Genomic DNA, 17,584 nt, shown 5'->3' on the forward strand with positions numbered 1-17,584 from the left:
TATCCCTCGACTCTACCAATTGCTTACTAAGGTAATATTTGGGTATTGTAAAGTTTTTGTGCATAGTCGGTAATAATTCCCCCGACTCCCGCCTCGGTTGCCCGCTTCATATCTGCTTCCTCGTTGACTGTATACACGGTCAAAATGATTCCCCGATGCTTGGCGAAGCGGATTAGCTCTGGCGTGACAATCTGATGGTTGATATAGTATTGGGCATTCAGTTGAACCGCGTCTGTTATCTGCTTTTCGGCGTACTGTTCCAGCTGTTCCTTTGGCTTGGTTCCGCTCAAGGTAAAGCCTAGTCCCAGTTCCGGATTGAACTTGGCGAAACGCTCCAATACTTCTGAGCTGAAGCTGCTGACAATCACATCTTCAACCATGTCGTGCTCCTTGATGACCTTCGCCATTTCCTTTTCGTACCCAATCCCCTTTGCTTCCAGAATGACCACCGCTTTGCCCTTGGCCGCTTCCAGCAATTCATCCATGGTAGGAATGACAGCATCGGTAATTTCAGGCTGGTACCAGGAAGGATTTGCTGGATCGAGCTTGTTCGCATTCAATTCGCGCAGTTCCTTCAGGGTGAAATCCTTTACCTTCCCGGTCCCGTTAGTGGTACGCTCCAGATCAAAATCGTGGATCAGGACAAGGTGGCCATCCTTTGTTTTGTGGACGTCTGTCTCGATGATTTCCACACCCAGCTTCATTGCTTCTTCAAAGGCGTACATCGTGTTTTCCGGTTTTAAGGAAGGGATACCTCGATGCGCCATGACCATCGGAGGTTGCGTGATGCTTTTCTCTGGGTAAGCAGCAAGCAGCTCATGCACCTCTTTTGGATCGTGTGAGACAACCCCCGCCACCCCCATCTCGATCATTTCACTCGCTTGGCTCTTGTTCGCCCGATTAATTCCCCACACGGACAACCCGCGATTGCGGAAGTAACGAATGACATCCTCCGTCATGGCAGTTTGCGAGAGAACGATCACATTAGAACGACTGCTCCTGGCTGAGCGTACGAGCTCCTTTTGCTTCTTTTCGTTCAGCTTGCCGTCGATATACACGAGGGCACCACGGTATTCATTGTTTTTCTCCCGCATCTCTTGGACAATTTCCGGTCGGGAAGACACAATGTGCACATCAGTGAGATTCTCTTTCTGGAGCAGGCGATCGACCTCGGCTACCAATTTCTTGTCCTCGATATGAATCACCGGGATCGCCTTGCCCTTGATCTGCTCCAGTACCTCGTCCAGCGATGTGCCGTCCTGGGTGACGACTCCGTTCTTCCCGGATTTTTTCACCGGAATAAAAATGGAAGACGCTTCTGCATCCAGAATCGTATCGAGCTCGGACTTCTTGTCGTACATGGCAATCACCGTCGGCGGAAGGACAATGCCCGTCTTAGGTTCAGGGACAATCAGCACGTCGTCTTTTAGATCAGAGACCGGAATCTTGTCTTTTTGGGCATTCGGTCCAAACAACAGCTCACCAGGGGTTGGCTTGGGCTGATCAACAAAATCTTTTGAAGCATCATTCGTATCCTTTTCTGTCAGGCGTTCCATCGAGTGTCCGCCAGCTACTCCCGGATGAGAGATGACTCCCGGAACCTTCGCATCCATATAAGCCATCGAATCCACCACATTGTACGCAGGGTCCATCAAAATGACGTGGTCGCCGCCATTGGCCAAATAAATGCTGCCTGTCGCCCAATCCGTCGGCAATAGCTCAGGGACGTCCTCCATGGAATCGAACAATTCAAAATCTGGCGTGACGCCGTGGCGTTCCACGATTCCGTCTGCATAGCGGGAAATGACAATCGTCTGGTAAGGCTCAATCATGGTGCCTTCCGGAAACGCATGCATCCCTTCATTTCCGCCACGCTTTTCCTCGTCACCGATCATGTATCCACTCAAATCAATCGAATCGTTAGAGATATTGGTGATTTCGATAAACTCGCCTGTGCTTTCATCAAAAAGAGGATCATTGACAACTTCTGTGATGAGCAGGGTTTTGCTCACCGCGCTTTGCGCCATTACGGACGGCATACTGCCTGTCACCAGACTTGCTGCCATTAGTGACCACAACCACTTTTTGCTGCTTCTTCCCAACTCCATCTCCCTTGCCTCCTCGTTTTCCTACTCGACTTGCACCATGGCTTCCATCGTCGGAAGGATGTAATCTGGCTGAATCTCTGTGGATTCCAGTTCGCGGCTGGTCGTCACACCCGTCATGACCAGCGCCGTTTTCATGCCGCTGTTTTTTCCAAGTAAAATATCTGTCTCCAAACGATCGCCCACCATGACGCATCTTTCCGGCTGTACTTGAAGCTGTTGAAAAACCTGCTCGGCGTAGTACCGAGACGGCTTGCCAGTCATCGCCCAGACAGAGGCTCCACCAGCCGTTTCAATCGCTCTCGCCAACGCCCATGTATCAGGAATGGCCCCCCCTGGCACCGGACATACCGGATCGGGGTTCGCTACGATCAGGAGGGCTCCCTTTCGTACAGCGTAAGCAGCCTGTTGCAGCTTTTCATACGTAAATCCACGGTCCATTCCAACCAATACATGCGTAGCTTCCTCCGCATCTTGCACCTGCTTTATATGAAAGCTCGCAATCTCTTCCTCCAATGCAGGCTCTCCAACGATCAGAACACGCGCTTGCTCCGCATATTCTTGAAGATACAATCCCGCTGCGTAGGCAGCCGTCATGATTTCTTCCCGCCCGGCAGCCAATCCGAGCTTCTGGAGGCGAGTTTGACAAGCTGTTCTTGTCTGTACCGTCGTATTGGTCAAAAACATGATTTTCTTCTGCTTCTCCCGCAGCGTGGCAAGTGTCTTTTCCACCCCAGGAAGCAGTTCATTCCCGAGAAAAATCGTTCCATCCAAATCAAAAAAATACGCTTCGTACCTATCTGTATCTAGCAAATCCCCTGCTCGCTCCTTTCATTCGAAAACACAAAAAGCCCTCATACACGGCAATAGCACAAAGAAACAAACCGATCGAACGGTCTTTTTCAAATCTATTGCTGTATGAGGGCTTTCTCCACGTCTCGACCCACTTACAGACGTTATTCATTTGGTTGATAGCTCGATCATAACAGGTCATTGTTAAGGGATTGTTGAGCTATTTTTGGTTTTATGTGAACAACACCAAAACTAACCATTGGTAGTTAGCCAAAAAAAGATTGCAAACTGTCTAAGAAAGAGTAAAATTCTTTGTGGATGATAATGATATTCATTATCGGAATATAATCTTATAATTATACACTTATATCATATGAAGGGATGTCTTTTCATGATACAAAAATGGAGTTATCCACTCGTGGCAGTTGTTCTCGGCTCTTCCTTGCTCGCTGCTTGCGGAAACGCACAAACACAAACCGAAGAGAAAAAACCAGAAGCTGCGCAGCCTGACAAGCCTGCCGCTGCTGATCAGTCTGCGACAGCGAGCACTACTCCTTCTCCTGAGCTGCAAGCCTCTATTGATCAATATCGAAAATGGGTCGTTGACCAAACCGACCAATTCGTAAAAGCAACAGAGAGCTTTACCAACGCCGTCAAAGCAGGCGATATGGAGAAAGCGAAAAAGGAGTATGCTCCAGCCCGTGCTTACTTTGAGAAAATCGAGCCTATCGCTGAATCTCTCGGCGATTTTGACCCTTGGATCGATGCCCGCGAAGGCGATGTGCCTGATAACGAATGGCGCGGCTATCACAAATTGGAAAAAGCTCTCTGGGAAACCAAATCGGTTGCTGACCAAGGTAAAGTGGCGGATCAACTGCTGCAAGATGTGAAGCAGCTCCGCGTGAAGGTAGAGAGCGTCGAAATCGATGTGCCTATGCTGGTAACGGGTTCGGTAGAGCTCTTGAATGAGGTATCGTCGAGCAAGGTGACTGGTGAGGAAGAACGCTATTCCCACACAGATTTGTACGATTTCGCTGCGAACGTGGAAGGCGCTCACGAAATTTACAAAGTATTGAAGCCTGCTGTTACGGAAAAAGACGCTGCTCTTGCAACTGAAATTGAAGCTCGCTTTGCTGATTTGGACAAAGCCCTCGCACCATACCGCAAAGGCGACGGCTATGTGCTATACACCGAATTGAAGGAAGACCAAGTGAAAAAGCTGAGTCAGTCCCTCGATGCATTGGCTGAGCCTTTATCCAAAATGGGTAAGATCGTAGGAGGCTAACAAGATGAATGACAAGCATCTCGAAAACACCACATCGAACAAATTCACACGTCGAGAAGCTCTGAAGTTGGCTGGTGTCGGGGGGATTGGACTGCTGTTAGGAGCGACTGGGGTTAATACCCTTATGCCCTCCTCTCCTAAAAATGAGCAGACGAGTGCCACTCCGACCGGTGCAGATGAGGTCATTCCCTTTTATGGCAAGCATCAGTCCGGGATCATTACACCTATGCAGGATTTTATCTGCATGGGTGCTTTTGATTTGACAACGACCTCGCTAGGGGATGTCCGCAGCTTGTTTCAAAGCTGGACGCAGGCAGCAGCACGCATGACTGCTGGCAAAAGCGTCGATGAGGAGAGCGATCACGCCCTTCTTCCTCCTGTCGACACGGGAGAAGCCATGGGCCTTCGCCCAATGAAATTGACGATCACATTTGGACTTGGCGCTTCTTTCTTTGACGAGCGCTTTGGTCTCGCATCCAAACGCCCAGCTCCTTTGGTCGATTTACCTCGCTTCAACAGCGATGAAATGCGAAAGGAATGGTCGGGTGGCGATATTGTCGTACAGGTCTGTGCCAACGATCCGCAGGTCGCCTTCCATGCCCTGCGGAATTTGGCCCGGATCGCTCGAGGCAAAGCTGTCCTCCACTGGCTGCAAGAAGGCTTCCAGCGTACCAGCGCATCCGACCCGACTGGCTCGACACCACGAAATCTGCTGGGCTTCAAGGATGGCACGAACAATCCACCGGTGAACGATCCTGCTACCGCAAATGAAGTCGTCTGGGCTAACACGGCTGAAAGTCCCGCGTGGATGGCAGGCGGAAGCTACATGGTCATGCGTCGAATCCGCATGCGGATCGAGGTGTGGGATCGCTCCACCCTCACCGATCAGGAGAATACATTTGGTCGTCACCGTTTAACCGGAGCTCCTCTTGGCAAAGCAAATGAGTTCGACGAGCTGGAGCTGGATCGAAAGGATGCCAAGGGTAAACCCGTTATTCCTGTGAATTCCCATACCGCCCTGGCCCATATGGAGGGCAAAGTGAAAATTTTGCGGCGCGGATACTCTTATTCAAGTGGAATGGACCTTAAGACTGGTCAGCTCGATGCTGGGCTGTTGTTCATTTGCTTCAATCGTGATCCACGCAAGCAATTCATTCCGATGCAACAAAAGCTCGCATCTGTCGACCTGCTCAATGAATATATCACCCATGTCGGCAGTGGTTTGTACGCCTGTCTACCTGGTGCAAGTGAGGGCGGATACATCGGGGACACGCTATTTTAACCAACTACCTGGGATGGAGTGAACACCTTGAAACGCTACCTGTTTATCCTTTGTACATGCATGCTGCTATGGACATCTGCTCTGTCTGCCGCTGTAGCCGCGCCGCTGGTGCCAGAGCAACTCAAGCAAATGATCGCCCTCTCTAGCGATGCCTTGATTAGCAGTGGGGATAACAACTGGGAAGAAGCAGCGAAAGCGATCAGCGGTATGAAGAGCGTCTGGGAGGGCAATTCGGAAGAAACCTCGGCAGATGCACAAGCTTTGACGCAAGCAATCGCGGAAGCAGAAAAAGCCCTTGCTCAAGCAAAGGCGAATCCCGACACTGCAAAAGCAGCTATCTCCACTTTGGCAAAAGCAACAGATCGTTACGTTTCGTCCAAAGAAGAAGGCGGTCAGCCAAAAGAACGCGCACACAAGCAAATTGCGGCATTGCTACCGCTCTTGCAAAACAGCATGACAGCCATCACGGAAGGCGATCTCACAAAAGCCAAGCAATCATACAACAGCTTCGTCGCCGGCTGGTACAAGGCAGAGGGTCTTGTTCGAACGGAAAATGCCGCCGTCTACGGGGAAATGGAAATCAAAATCAGCGGTGCGCGCATTGCCCTGAACACAGAACCACCCGATCCTAAAAAGAGCGCAGAGAAAGTACAGGCACTCATTACTACCGTGGACAATTATTTGTCAGGAAAGGCAGTCAAACAGGACGCTGCGAGTCCTTCTTCCGAGCAGCCCACCATCTCGTCTCTACTGGCACTCCTTGCATCGGTAGAAACCGATATCGCCAATCACGACGCAAACGCTGCTTCGGACAAAATGGAGACCTTTATCACCTCTTGGCCCTCTGTAGAAGGCGTAGTCATGACCAAATCGCCTGCTACCTACAGCAGTATCGAAGCCAAGATGGTCGCCGTCCCGACACTCATCCTGTCCAATCCCCCGCAATGGGAAAAGGCGTCCGCTAATCTTGCGGAAATGAAGACAGAGCTTGCGCCATTTGCGACAGCGTCCTCATACACCGCGTGGGATGCGGGACTCATCTTGTTCCGCGAAGGACTCGAGGCTATCTTGATCATCGTCTCTCTCCTTACTGTCCTGAACAAGTCAGGCAATGCCGACAAGCGCAAATGGATCTGGTCTGGGTCAATTGCCGGGATTGTAGTTTCCGCTATTCTTGCCGTCATCCTCAGTGTCGTCTTCTCCAACCTGTCCACAGGCAACTCGCGAGAAACGATTGAGGGAGTAACCGGACTGGTTGCCGTCTTCTTTATGGTGACGATCGGTGCCTGGTTGCATAAGAAGTCCAATTTGCAGGCATGGAATCAATTTGTCGAGAAATCTATCGGCTCTTCTTTGGCAACAGGAGCTCTGTGGTCACTCTCATTTACCGCGTTTCTCGCTGTCGCCCGCGAAGGGGCAGAAACGATTATCTTTTATATGGGAATGGCCGCTACAATCTCCATGACAGACCTAATGATCGGCATTTTGAGTGCGCTTGTCGTCTTGGCCGTGATTGGCTTTGTCATCATCAAGCTCAGTGCACGCATTCCGGTGCGTCCGTTCTTTTTTGTTGCCAGCCTATTGCTCTACTACATGGCATTTAAATTCGTCGGCGTCAGCATCCACGCTTTGCAGGTGACGGGAAGCTTATCTGCACACAGCAGCGATTACTTGTTGTACGCACCGACTCTCGGCATTTACGCGAGCTGGGAAACGACGATCCCGCAATTGATCGTACTCGTGATCGTTCTTTTCAATTTGTTCCTGTATTCTCGAAAAAAAGCCGCCACTCCTATTCCACGAGTGAATTAAAAAGAGAAAACCTGAAAAACGCAGCTCCATCACGAGGGCTGCGTTTTCTTATAAACCCCGCTATTATTTTTGACAATCATTCTTTCTCGCAAGTTCACATTTTTTCTGGTATCCTTAAATTTTTATGGAGGAAGTTATGTTACCATATTACAGGTGTAACCTTCTTTTTACATTTTCCGTCATTAGAAGGTACAAGATTCGATATTAGGATAGGGGTTAGATATGGGGGCAACATCAAATTCTGTTAAAGTTGACGTCAAAACAACGCCACGCGTTCGACAAAATATGGTCTACCTATTAGTGAAGCAGCTTCGTCCACATCAATGGACGAAAAACTTGCTTGTCTTTGCTGCCTTGCTATTTTCCTTGCACAAAGTAAGTCCGGATGTCATTGGAAAATCAGTGCTGGCCTTCCTGCTGTTTTGTTTTGTATCCGGCTGTGTGTATATCCTCAATGATTTTGTCGATATCAAAAATGACCGAAATCACCCGGAAAAACAGTTCCGGCCCATGGCTTCTGGTGCATTGCCGCCAGCCCTCGCATTAGCATTCGGTGTGTTTTTGTTATTAGGATCCCTGTTTAGTGCTTATTACTTTGACCGATTATTCGCGCTCGTACTGCTGGTTTACTTTGTGCTCAACGTCGCTTATTCGCTGAAGCTGAAGCATGTGGTCATTCTGGACGTCATGATTATCTCTGCCGGTTTTGTTTTGCGTGCCATCGGTGGAAGTCTGATGATCCAAACACCGTTCACGCCGTGGTTTCTGCTCTGCACGATGCTGCTCGCGCTGTTTTTGGCCATCAGCAAACGTCGCCACGAGTTGATCTTGTTGCAGCAAGATAAAGGAACGCATCGCAAAGTGCTCGACAGTTATTCGTCCGAGTTGTTGAATCAGTTGAATACGATTGTGACGACCATGACAATCATCAGCTATTCCTTGTTCACTTTTACATCGGGACGCACGATTCACTTGATGTGGACCATTCCGCTCGTGATCTTTGGTATTTTCCGTTACCTGTATTTGATCACCGTTGCAGGACAGGGCGGCAGTCCGGAAAAAGTTTTGTTGCAGGACAAGCCGATTCTCATTACGGTGTTCCTGTATGTTGTTATGGTAGCCGGGATTATTTACGTATTTGAATTGAAATAAGGAAGTAAGGAAGTTCAAAAAGTTGTCTTTTGATCACGAAGTAGTCTAGAAAGCTATTTCGACATCGAATATGGCGTTCACCTCCGAAGTCCGGTGCTCATGTAGATTACCTACACTGCGCTCCTCCTTCGTTCGGTTCTCGCCATCTTCTCGGTGCTGAAAAGCCAAATTTTTGAAATTGTTTTGTACATGAAGTTACTTGCTCAGATAGGTTGTGGATCAAACTATGCCATCAATTGTTCTCATCATCATTTCTGTGATCCTCAGTGCGTGTGGACAAGTCGCGATGAAGATGGGCGCATCCTCGCTCACCAGCAACAATGACATGCTGCTACTGAAGTTCCTGCACTATTTCACGAACCTGCCGATTATGGTGGGACTTGCGCTTTACGGACTTTCTGCGTTTATCTGGATTGCTGCGCTCGAAAAGGTGCAGCTCTCCTATGCTTATCCCATGGCAGCACTCGGATACGTATTGGTAGCTGTGCTGTCCTTCTTGATCTTCAACGAACCGTTGTCCCTTACACGTATTGCCGGCCTGGCGATTATCGTCGTAGGCGTCGTCGTCATTTCTCAATCGTAATCATCACGTAGAGGAGTTTTCTCATGTTATATGCGCTAGCGCCGTTTATCGGCTGGCTCGTGTCCGGAATAACCAAATTTTTGATTAATTACCTCCGTTTTGGGTCCCGGGCCAAAGAAATGGTCGGGAACGGCGGATTTCCCAGCACGCACACAACTGTCATGGTCACGACTGTGTTTTTGATTGGTTTGCAGGAGGGCTTTACTCATCCTGCATTCGGGCTGGGTGTGGCTGTGACATTTATTGTGATCATCGATGCGACTGGCTTGCGCAGAGCGGTAGGAAAACATGCAGAGGCACTTAACAAGCTCGCAAAGGAACATCCGGACGTGTTTCCCACCAAGCCTTTGCGTGAAAGCATGGGACATACCAGATGGGAAATTGCCGGGGGGCTGGTGCTCGGGGTACTGCTTGCGACCGTATTGCATCTGCTGGCAGCGAACCTCCCTAACCTCATTGGCTAGTAGATTCGTAGACAGGAGATTATGTTCATGAATAACCGTACAGCTACGTACTCGTTCCTGCTCGGGACGGCTTTGCTATTGTTTATGGCTACGATTGTGCTTAGCACATCGGTTTTATTTTTGTTCGGCGTATCCGTGACGGCCGCCAGCTTTTGGATTGGCCTCTTTGCGGCTTTGGCTGCGATGGGCGCGATGGTGTCGGTCTTCGTAAGTTCACGTCGTCGGGCCTGGTTTTTCTCCGTGTTGGCTGGACTGGCGATTGTTTCAGGCATCAGCTACTTCATCAGCGCCAATACGTTTGATCTCTCTTTTGACGGACAAACCTATCATCAAGAAGCAATCGTGAAGCTAACCAACGGCTGGAATCCGGTTCATGACCAGCCCATCCTCAAGCCTCCTGGTTCAAAAGAAGTGGATGAGATGGATAATAAAGAGGTTCTCTCGGCCTTTCACCTGTGGATCAATCATTACGCCAAAGGTTCATGGATGCTCGATGCGGTCATGTATAAACTTACTGGTCAGATTGAGGTTAGCAAAATATTCAACCTGTTGTTGATTGCATCGTCCTTTTTCCTGACACTCGCTGCCATCCGAACTGCTTTCCCTGAGAGAAAAGGGGCGGCAATTGCCTTCGCGCTTCTCGCAGCGTTCAATCCCACCGTGATTACGCAATCGACTTCCTTCTATATTGACGGACAGCTTGGTTCACTCGTGCTGATCCTCTGTGCTCTCGGGTATCTGCTGTATAAGCGCTACCATGCCTGGACGCTACTGGCACTATGCGCAGCGCTCATGCTGCTGGCTCAGATCAAATTCACAGCATTGGGGTATGCCGGATTGCTCGGCTTGGCTATTCTCGTGCTCTTCTTTTTCTATGATCGCCGTCAGCACATCAAAAGCATGCTCGTGTGGCTTTCGATTAGTCTGGTTATCACCGTAGGGGTTGTCGGGTTCAATCCGTATGTCACCAACACGCTAACGAAGGGACATCCGTTTTATCCGTTGGCGGGAAAAGGTGCCGTTGATATCATGACCTCGAACAGCCCGCATGGCTTCAAAGACAATTCCCGCATAGAAAATCTGGCTATCTCCTTATTTTCCAAATCGGAGAATATTGCAACACCCCATAGCCCTACATGGAAGGTGCCATTTACGGTCACATGGAAAGAGCTCGCCGTGTTCTACTCTCCTGACGTGCGTGTAGCCGGCTTCGGGCCGCTTTTCGGAGGAGCTATGATTGTCTCATTGCTGCTTCTCGTCGCCTTGCTTTTGGGGACTCATCGAAAAAAAGCGGCTCCTTTCTTGTGGATCAGTCTGGCGCTCTTCGTAACCGTGCTGATTAATCCGGAAAGCTGGTGGGCGCGCTATGTTCCACAACTTTGGTTGACTCCACTCTTGATTGCGCTGGCAGTCTTGGATGTTCAGAAGGGCTTTTTCCGCAATGCGGGCAAGGTTCTGGTCGTCATTTTACTCGCCAATATGGTGATGGTAAATGCTTCTCATATCATTGGGCAGTCTGGCGCCAATACATTAGTGAAAAAGCAGCTTGAAGAGATCAAAGCAAGCAACAAAACGCTGGTCGTAGACTTCCACCATTTCAATGCAGTGAAAGTACGTCTGCAAGAAGCTGGCATTCCTTTCGTCGAGCAAAAGCTGGATAAAGGTGAAGATGTCAAAGGCTTTATGACTACGCGTGCGGTTTATCTTTTGAAATAAAAGATAGAAGGGGCGTCTCTCAGTCGGGAAATCGACTTTTGAGACAGCCCCTTTTTCTTATTAGCAGTATGTAGTGGACGATACACCTGTTTGCATAAATGTAAGAATTTTCATAATCATAATTGGAAAACTGTGGTAGAGTTTACTTGTGTTGATTATCCAGAAGGGAGTGTGCATCATGCCTGTTGAAACATTCAAAGCAACTGCACATCTACAGAAGGGAATGGTTGTGAAGGCCAGTTCCAGAAATTTCGAGATAACCATCGATGAACCGAAAAGCTTGGGAGGTACGGATACCGGCATGAACCCGGTTGAACTGGTACTCTCCGCATTAGGCGCATGCCAATCGATCGTTGCCAGAGTATATGCCAGGAAGTTTAACGTTCAACTCGACGATTTTTGGGTGGAAGTCGAAGGCGATCTCGATACGGATGGCTTCATGAACAAGTCTGATGTCCGACGCGGGTATTCTGAAATCCGATACACCTTTCATATCAAAACTGATGCTCCTAGAGAGCAAGTCGAGTCTTTTGTTGAATTTTTAGAACAGACATGCCCGGTTGGAGATACGATTGCGAATCCTGTCACTCTTAAATTAAACGGTATTGTTATTGAAAAACCGAGCGAGATAAAGGCCAATGATTAAAATAAGGCTCCCAATTGGGAGCCTTTGTCGTATTTTTGATTTTTACATATCAATGCGCTGAAAGTACATCTGCAAGAAGCGGGCATTCCTTTTACCACTACACTGAAAATTCAGTAAAGTACGAGAATTGCCACAAATAATCAGTACTGGTAATATATAGTAGATACATATTTTTGATAAAAGGGGATGTGCATAATGAAAAAACTAGCTGTTGCTCTTACTATTTTTGCTGTTTCTCTCGTAGGTTCTTCTAGTGCCTTTGCGACTGAACCTGTCGCTGAATCAAAAGCAAGTGTTACCGCAGTTAACTCGTTTTCACAAACCTTGGCCCCTAACGGGAAATCCGGTTATACTGAATTATATGAGTTTTACGTGATTCAACAAGGCAATGTAACCGTTGACCTAACACAGCAAAGTACTGCCGGTGCCGATGGAAGTTATGTCATTCTCAGTAATTACGGCCCAGATCAATGGGTATCTTCCGGAAATCCTGCCGTGTTCTTTACGGGGAACGGGAGCTTTTCCTTTACCACAACAAAAATTCTTCAACCTGGACATTACGCACTCAAGATGACCAATCGTACAAATTCAAAAGTGACAGTAAACGGTACTATTACCTCCCCATAAATCAACAGCAAATGCTATTGGACAAGCACCCTCGTGGTGCTTTTCTTATGCCCAAAAATCGAAGGAGAATAGTTAAGGGTTATGATCAATGAAATCAGTCTCAGGTTGGTTATTTTCATTTTTTGACTTTAGTAAAATGAGGGGGAATAAATTACCACAGAGAAAGAATTAAAGGAGTGACATGATGCCTTTACTCCCCCCTAAAACTTTAACTAATTTCCCGATCGGAGCTATAAAAAATCCCGCAATAGTCAAACAGATAAACGCAACTGGACTCGAGGAGCTATACATCGACGTGAATGTCCTCGGAAACCTGATCATTTGTTTTGACGCAAAATCCGATGCTACAGTGGTTTCGGCAGGTGAAGAGCACCTTCTTCCTGCGCGTATCGAACGGGTTGATCGTACTCTTGTTATTGAAGGTCGTAATATCGGGACATACTTTCGCCATAGACAGAAGCAAAAAATCCTTTCAGAGGTTCATGTTCCCATACAAACAAAGGTCAGTGCCTCATTTACCGGGGGCGTTATGATTTTGAATGGTGGAGAAGGAGATGTAGCGATACAAGGTCAATTCGGAGAAGTTGCCGGAATCACACACTCCAAAAACATTAACATTCAAATGCGTGGCGGTGACGTCTCCCTCAATGAGTTATCAGGAAATGCTTCGATTCACCTTTCTATTGGGAGTGCAACTTTGGGTTGGACAGAACTACGAGGAACCGAGCAAATCAATATCCAATGCGGATTTGGTGGGGTTGATTTACTGTTCCCTCCTCACATTACCCCTGTTGCAGAACCTGGCGGACCCTTCAAAGGGAAGAAAATTACTACTCTTCCGGGTACAAATATCCATGCAAGGGTTGGTTTCGGTGGATTAGATCTTTTAAATTGGGTTTAGAAGAATCGGATAATAACCTCCCATTCACTTCAAAAAAGCCGGTTAACGCTTAAAGCGTAACCAGCTTTTTTGTGCCCTACTTTTATGGATCTTACATAAACACAAAGTAAATAACTGCTGCCAGCACCAGACGGTAAATCGCAAAAGGTGTCAGCTTGATGCGATTAATCAGCTTCAAGAAGAATCGGATCGACAGGAGCGCAAACACAAACGCGCTAATAAAACCGATGACGAAAAACGGAATGCTGTCCATTGTAATCGCATCCCAACGCTTCAACAGCGACAAAAAGCTCGCGCCCGCCATGATCGGCACCGCCATAATAAACGTGAAGTCTGCCGCCGCCCGATGGCTCATGCCCAACAGTACGCCCCCTGAAATCGTGGAACCCGAACGGGAAAAGCCAGGCCACAGGGAGAAGCATTGAATAAGTCCGACCAGAAATGCTTGCTTGTACGTAATCTGATCAACCGACTCGATCTTGGGACGTCTTGGTCGGAACCAATCCGCAGCAAGCATGAGCAGAGCTCCCAGCACGAGTCCGATTACCACAGTCTTCGTCGAGAACAAATACTCATCGATGTAGTCGTCAAACAGAACACCCAGAATCCCCGCAGGAATCAAACCGACAATGACCGTAGCCAAATTCAGTCGAGGTCCGGCCTGAACCTCACGCTTACCCGCCAGTCTGTTGAGACCGAGCAAGCTCATGAACCGATCCCACATCAAAACCACGACAGCCAAAATCGAGCCGAGCTGAATGACAATTTTGAAGGTGTTGGCCACTTCAGGTGAGAACAAATCTTTCGTATGGAACAAAAAGTCATCCACGATGATCATGTGACCCGTAGAGGAAACAGGGGCAAACTCAGTCAAACCTTCTACTAGCCCCAGCACAATCGCAACAAAAGCTTCCCAGAGACCCAAAAATTCCACGCTCCTATGAATGATGTCCAAAATCAATAGGCAGCAGCCGCCCTGTAAAAGGCAGACTACCGCTTCTAGCATTATAACGTTCATCTCCGCTACAAAGTTACATCCTGATCGAAAAACATTCTAGTAAATTCCGGATAGATTGTCCCCACAGTGATAGCCATCTTGCTTTTCTTGATTTATATTAACTCTGCAAGATGTGAATCGAAAAGCTGCGTAGGAAGAAGCGAATTTCCAGTCCAAGCGCCTCTGGAGCCCGCCCCAGCGTAAGAATGAATGGCGGGGAATTTAAGCTTCACTTATGAACTACTTCCCCGAAACTCTACGTTTGAAGCGCTCCCGCCATTTATTCTGAAGCGGACAGTCAATCCCCCCTTGCGGGGCGTAGGCCGAAGCGTAGACTGGAAATTCGCTTCTTCCCCCACCCCAACCCCCTACCGATTCACATATTGCAACGTCCCATCCCCCATGTCACCAAGTCGCCAAAGCGCAATTTTCTCAATACCCGCTTTCTTTGCAACCGAAACCCATTGAGACAGCGTTTCTTCATCCGCATACCAGACTGTGTGCTTTTTGCCGTCTTCACCGATATAGTCAAAGTACAGACTGCCGCTCACTTTATCCCGCTTAGGTGGCTCGATACTCGACACAGCAAAGTCTGCTGCCTGCTTTTCCGTCACTGCCGTCACTTTTCCATCACTAGCCCAGTCAAATCCGCCTACAGATAGGGCCATGACTTTATCACCCGGCACTTTTTGCATGCGATGGGCAAGCTCCTCAATAAATGCATGATCAGCTTTGGGACCTGGCTCTGTATTCGTACCGTACAAATTATAAGCCATCATGACGTAAGTAGGACCCTTTGGCAATGCCAACTCTTCAATCGGCGCGCGCGGCTCCAATACGATGCGAAGTGACTTTCCCTCCTGCTCCATATGCTGATACAGGGTATGGATAAAAGTAAGGAAGTTGTCCCAGTCTTTCTCGTTAATTCTCTCATAATCAATTTCTAAACCATGAAAGCCATTCTGGATCACAGCATTCTTGATCTCCATAATGTGCTTGGTACGGCTTGCATCTGTCGCCATGAGCCGGCTGACAATCGACGGGTCCTTTTGAACCTGCGTACCATTACTGTTAAGACGATCATTCACAATGGTCAAATCGAGATCGACATAGCTACCCTGCTTCGATGCTTCCTTGATCTCAGGCATCGCCTTGGTCATGCGATCAGTAAAGTGCAGCTTGTCATTTTCATCAAAATACGCCGCGAAGACCTGCACACTGGACAAGCCATCCGTTATCCTGCGGAAATCCTCCAAACCGGATTCCCACTGCCAGTCTACCACCCAGGCAGACAATTCGGTCGTGTTGTTAGCCGCATCTACGCTCTCTAAGCTTTCGGTATCATTCCATTTCATCATGTACCATACGAGGATGACACACACTACTATCAGAAGAGCAGTCAAAATGATCGATCGTTTCTTGATGTTTGACACCTTACACAGATCCCCCTTGTTTCGGATTTAAAAGGTGTCGATGACCCAGTCCATTGTGGCAGAAATAGCTTTCTTGGTCGAACGAAAGACTCCTGCAAGCCCTGTCTGCACATTACTGAACAGCATCTGTTGCTCACCATTTGGTTGTTCCAGGGACGCAATCTGTACGTCCGCAAACACCCCGTCGTAAATGTCGTCCTTTTTGTTCACATCACTATAGGCCGCTTCCAATGCAACACCACCGCTACTAATGGTTGGGTCGATCTGTTGCTTGTCCAAGAGTATTGTATTGTCCACGGAAACACTGAGACGGTCGCCTTGAACAGTCATTTCGATTGGACGCGTATTTTTAATGTTGATCGGGTATTTTTCCAGCTTGGGAGCACCAGACTCGCCTTGCTCTCTCGTATAAACAGAGGCACGGTCGAAGGTCAAATCCTCGGGATTCCAAATCACCTGGCTCAATTCCGTCTTGAAAAGCTCCTGTACTTCGCCTTTTTCCTTCTTCTGCTCGACGCGTAGCTCATTATCATGCAGGACGACTCGTACAAAGCTGCCTTTTTCCCGATCATAGCGCAAATATATGGACTGTTTCCCAATTACATTCCCTTCAAGCTTGGCAGAAAGCTTGATATCCTTCTGGCTGTCGCTTTTTTTAAAATATAACATGCCAGAGCCAGCAGCTGGAGAGGTCAAGACGATCTGATCCTCCATAAATTGCGCGGTGCCACCGAGACGGTCCCACTCTTTGGCTTGCTCTTCATCGCCGCGAACGAAGCGAATCTTCTCGCCGGTGTCTTTTTGGATGCGCATCAACAAATGATTGGTGTACCAGTAAGGCTCCGGCTGCACGCGGGTCAGGTTGTACAGATCGCCCTCGCTGTCGTTGTAGGCGGTTCCTTCCCGATTAAAGTGCATCGTAAAATACTTTTTAATATTCGCGTCGTTCGCTTCCGCTACCAAGCGATTCATCCCGCCATACAAGGTGTTCGCATGCATGATCATATAGGTACCCGGGACAAAGCCCAATTGATTCATATACGTATCATTCATCCGCTTGTAGTCTTCGTTGATTCTCGCTTCCATCTTGCTTCTGTCTTCTATCGGGATCATATTGCTGTCACGGATAAAGTCCATCAAGTAGTGATTATAATAGCCTACCTTTGTTTTATTCGATAACTCACTCTCATCCTTCACCCCGATGAAATTGCCCTGATCATCAAACACATTGATGTACGTCAATCGATAGCCGTTGGAACCGAGCTCCCAGAAGCCATTTTCCATCATTTTTTTCATGTCTTCCGGCTGCAGGAATTTGTTCTCGCTGTTTCCCATCTTGTTGCCGTAAGACAATGCCGTTGCTTTGAAGTTGTACTTCTCCAAAAGCGGCTGGGCAAATAAACTCGAATCGTTGCGGCCATCTTCAAAGGCTAAGAACAGTGCCTTCTCAGGAAGTGGCTTCTTTTTCTTGTAAAAGTCCAAAATATCTTGTTGCGAGATCGTTTGATAGCCCTGGTCATACAACGCCTGCAGCTGCTCGTCCAATTGCTCCTTGGCTACTAATTTCGGTGTACCCGTACGACCTACGCCAAAATAGGAGATGGCGATAAAGCCTTTGTCATTCGTCCAGCTCGCTTTATTCGGCTCCTCATACTTCTTCCAATCAAATACGGCATTATATAACATGACACCCAGGACGACTAAGATAGCGACCTGGCTCAGCGTTTTGATGAATTTATTGCGATCTTTTTTCCGATAGTCCAAGACATCGCTCGTCGTTTTCCCCATA

At 48.1% G+C, this 17,584-nt stretch carries 15 protein-coding genes; 10 read left to right on the top strand and 5 right to left on the bottom strand.

Translation table 11 applies throughout. The features are described 5' to 3' along the window. Nucleotides 1-26: 26 nt before the first annotated feature. Together BBR47_RS28645 and BBR47_RS28650 are read right to left on the bottom strand one after the other, a co-directional pair. A complete protein-coding gene (locus tag BBR47_RS28645; protein ID WP_041749725.1) occupies nucleotides 27-2,108 on the bottom strand; it encodes a glycerophosphodiester phosphodiesterase family protein in 2,082 nt (693 codons plus the stop codon). Nucleotides 2,109-2,129: 21 nt separating this feature from the next. Continuing rightward, the gene (locus BBR47_RS28650; RefSeq protein WP_015893898.1) at nucleotides 2,130-2,918 is read right to left on the bottom strand and encodes an HAD-IIA family hydrolase; all 789 of its coding nucleotides are present in this window, start codon (nucleotides 2,916-2,918) and stop codon (nucleotides 2,130-2,132) included. 370 nt (nucleotides 2,919-3,288) lie between these two features. On the opposite strand from BBR47_RS28650, the gene efeO reads away from it, so the two are divergent. From efeO to BBR47_RS28700, 10 genes are all read left to right on the top strand, one after another. After that, nucleotides 3,289-4,182 (top strand): iron uptake system protein EfeO, encoded by an 894-nt coding sequence (efeO, locus tag BBR47_RS28655; protein ID WP_015893899.1) that lies wholly within the window; start codon nucleotides 3,289-3,291, stop codon nucleotides 4,180-4,182. 4 nt (nucleotides 4,183-4,186) lie between these two features. Further along, nucleotides 4,187-5,464 carry an iron uptake transporter deferrochelatase/peroxidase subunit gene (efeB, locus tag BBR47_RS28660; RefSeq protein WP_015893900.1) on the top strand — a complete coding sequence of 426 codons (1,278 nt, stop codon included), beginning with the start codon at nucleotides 4,187-4,189 and terminating at the stop codon, nucleotides 5,462-5,464. A 27-nt stretch (nucleotides 5,465-5,491) separates the two neighbouring features. Beyond that, a complete protein-coding gene (locus BBR47_RS28665) occupies nucleotides 5,492-7,276 on the top strand; it encodes an FTR1 family iron permease (protein WP_041749726.1) in 1,785 nt (594 codons plus the stop codon). Nucleotides 7,277-7,498: 222 nt separating this feature from the next. Then, nucleotides 7,499-8,428, top strand: coding sequence for a decaprenyl-phosphate phosphoribosyltransferase (locus BBR47_RS28670; protein WP_015893902.1), 930 nt, complete (start codon nucleotides 7,499-7,501; stop codon nucleotides 8,426-8,428). A 226-nt stretch (nucleotides 8,429-8,654) separates the two neighbouring features. Beyond that, nucleotides 8,655-9,011, top strand: coding sequence for an SMR family transporter (locus tag BBR47_RS28675; protein WP_041749727.1), 357 nt, complete (start codon nucleotides 8,655-8,657; stop codon nucleotides 9,009-9,011). Between the two features lie 23 nt (nucleotides 9,012-9,034). After that, the gene (locus tag BBR47_RS28680; RefSeq protein WP_015893904.1) at nucleotides 9,035-9,475 is read left to right on the top strand and encodes a divergent PAP2 family protein; all 441 of its coding nucleotides are present in this window, start codon (nucleotides 9,035-9,037) and stop codon (nucleotides 9,473-9,475) included. Between the two features lie 27 nt (nucleotides 9,476-9,502). Then, entirely contained in the window at nucleotides 9,503-11,191 is a 1,689-nt protein-coding gene (locus BBR47_RS28685; RefSeq protein ID WP_015893905.1) for a membrane protein, read from the top strand. A gap of 178 nt (nucleotides 11,192-11,369) precedes the next feature. Then, entirely contained in the window at nucleotides 11,370-11,837 is a 468-nt protein-coding gene (locus tag BBR47_RS28690) for an OsmC family protein (protein WP_015893906.1), read from the top strand. Nucleotides 11,838-12,032: 195 nt separating this feature from the next. Then, a complete protein-coding gene (locus BBR47_RS28695) occupies nucleotides 12,033-12,464 on the top strand; it encodes a hypothetical protein (RefSeq protein ID WP_015893907.1) in 432 nt (143 codons plus the stop codon). 181 nt (nucleotides 12,465-12,645) lie between these two features. Next, the gene (locus BBR47_RS28700; protein WP_231850532.1) at nucleotides 12,646-13,365 is read left to right on the top strand and encodes a hypothetical protein; all 720 of its coding nucleotides are present in this window, start codon (nucleotides 12,646-12,648) and stop codon (nucleotides 13,363-13,365) included. Between the two features lie 91 nt (nucleotides 13,366-13,456). On the opposite strand, the gene BBR47_RS28705 is transcribed toward BBR47_RS28700, so the two are convergent. From BBR47_RS28705 to BBR47_RS28715, 3 genes are all read right to left on the bottom strand, one after another. Further along, entirely contained in the window at nucleotides 13,457-14,290 is an 834-nt protein-coding gene (locus tag BBR47_RS28705) for an undecaprenyl-diphosphate phosphatase (protein WP_015893909.1), read from the bottom strand. A 440-nt stretch (nucleotides 14,291-14,730) separates the two neighbouring features. Then, nucleotides 14,731-15,795, bottom strand: coding sequence for a glycosyl hydrolase family 18 protein (locus BBR47_RS28710; RefSeq protein WP_015893910.1), 1,065 nt, complete (start codon nucleotides 15,793-15,795; stop codon nucleotides 14,731-14,733). Nucleotides 15,796-15,822: 27 nt separating this feature from the next. After that, complete coding sequence (locus tag BBR47_RS28715) at nucleotides 15,823-17,583, bottom strand: polysaccharide deacetylase family protein (RefSeq protein ID WP_015893911.1); 1,761 nt, start codon at nucleotides 17,581-17,583, stop codon at nucleotides 15,823-15,825. Between the last annotated feature and the right edge of the window lies 1 nt (nucleotide 17,584).

The organism is Brevibacillus brevis NBRC 100599 (assembly GCF_000010165.1).
Classification (GTDB): Bacteria; Bacillota; Bacilli; order Brevibacillales; family Brevibacillaceae; genus Brevibacillus; species Brevibacillus brevis_D.

Excerpts from the sequence above, each read along its gene's own strand:
- efeB (WP_015893900.1), top strand. The coding sequence starts at position 4,187 with ATGAATGACAAGCATCTCGAAAACACCACATCGAACAAATTCACACGT.
- BBR47_RS28645 (WP_041749725.1), bottom strand. The coding sequence starts at position 2,108 with ATGGAGTTGGGAAGAAGCAGCAAAAAGTGGTTGTGGTCACTAATGGCA.
- BBR47_RS28680 (WP_015893904.1), top strand. The coding sequence starts at position 9,035 with ATGTTATATGCGCTAGCGCCGTTTATCGGCTGGCTCGTGTCCGGAATA.
- BBR47_RS28700 (WP_231850532.1), top strand. The coding sequence starts at position 12,646 with ATGATGCCTTTACTCCCCCCTAAAACTTTAACTAATTTCCCGATCGGA.
- BBR47_RS28685 (WP_015893905.1), top strand. The coding sequence starts at position 9,503 with ATGAATAACCGTACAGCTACGTACTCGTTCCTGCTCGGGACGGCTTTG.
- BBR47_RS28670 (WP_015893902.1), top strand. The coding sequence starts at position 7,499 with ATGGGGGCAACATCAAATTCTGTTAAAGTTGACGTCAAAACAACGCCA.
- BBR47_RS28715 (WP_015893911.1), bottom strand. The coding sequence starts at position 17,583 with ATGGGGAAAACGACGAGCGATGTCTTGGACTATCGGAAAAAAGATCGC.
- efeO (WP_015893899.1), top strand. The coding sequence starts at position 3,289 with ATGATACAAAAATGGAGTTATCCACTCGTGGCAGTTGTTCTCGGCTCT.
- BBR47_RS28690 (WP_015893906.1), top strand. The coding sequence starts at position 11,370 with ATGCCTGTTGAAACATTCAAAGCAACTGCACATCTACAGAAGGGAATG.
- BBR47_RS28695 (WP_015893907.1), top strand. The coding sequence starts at position 12,033 with ATGAAAAAACTAGCTGTTGCTCTTACTATTTTTGCTGTTTCTCTCGTA.
- BBR47_RS28675 (WP_041749727.1), top strand. The coding sequence starts at position 8,655 with ATGCCATCAATTGTTCTCATCATCATTTCTGTGATCCTCAGTGCGTGT.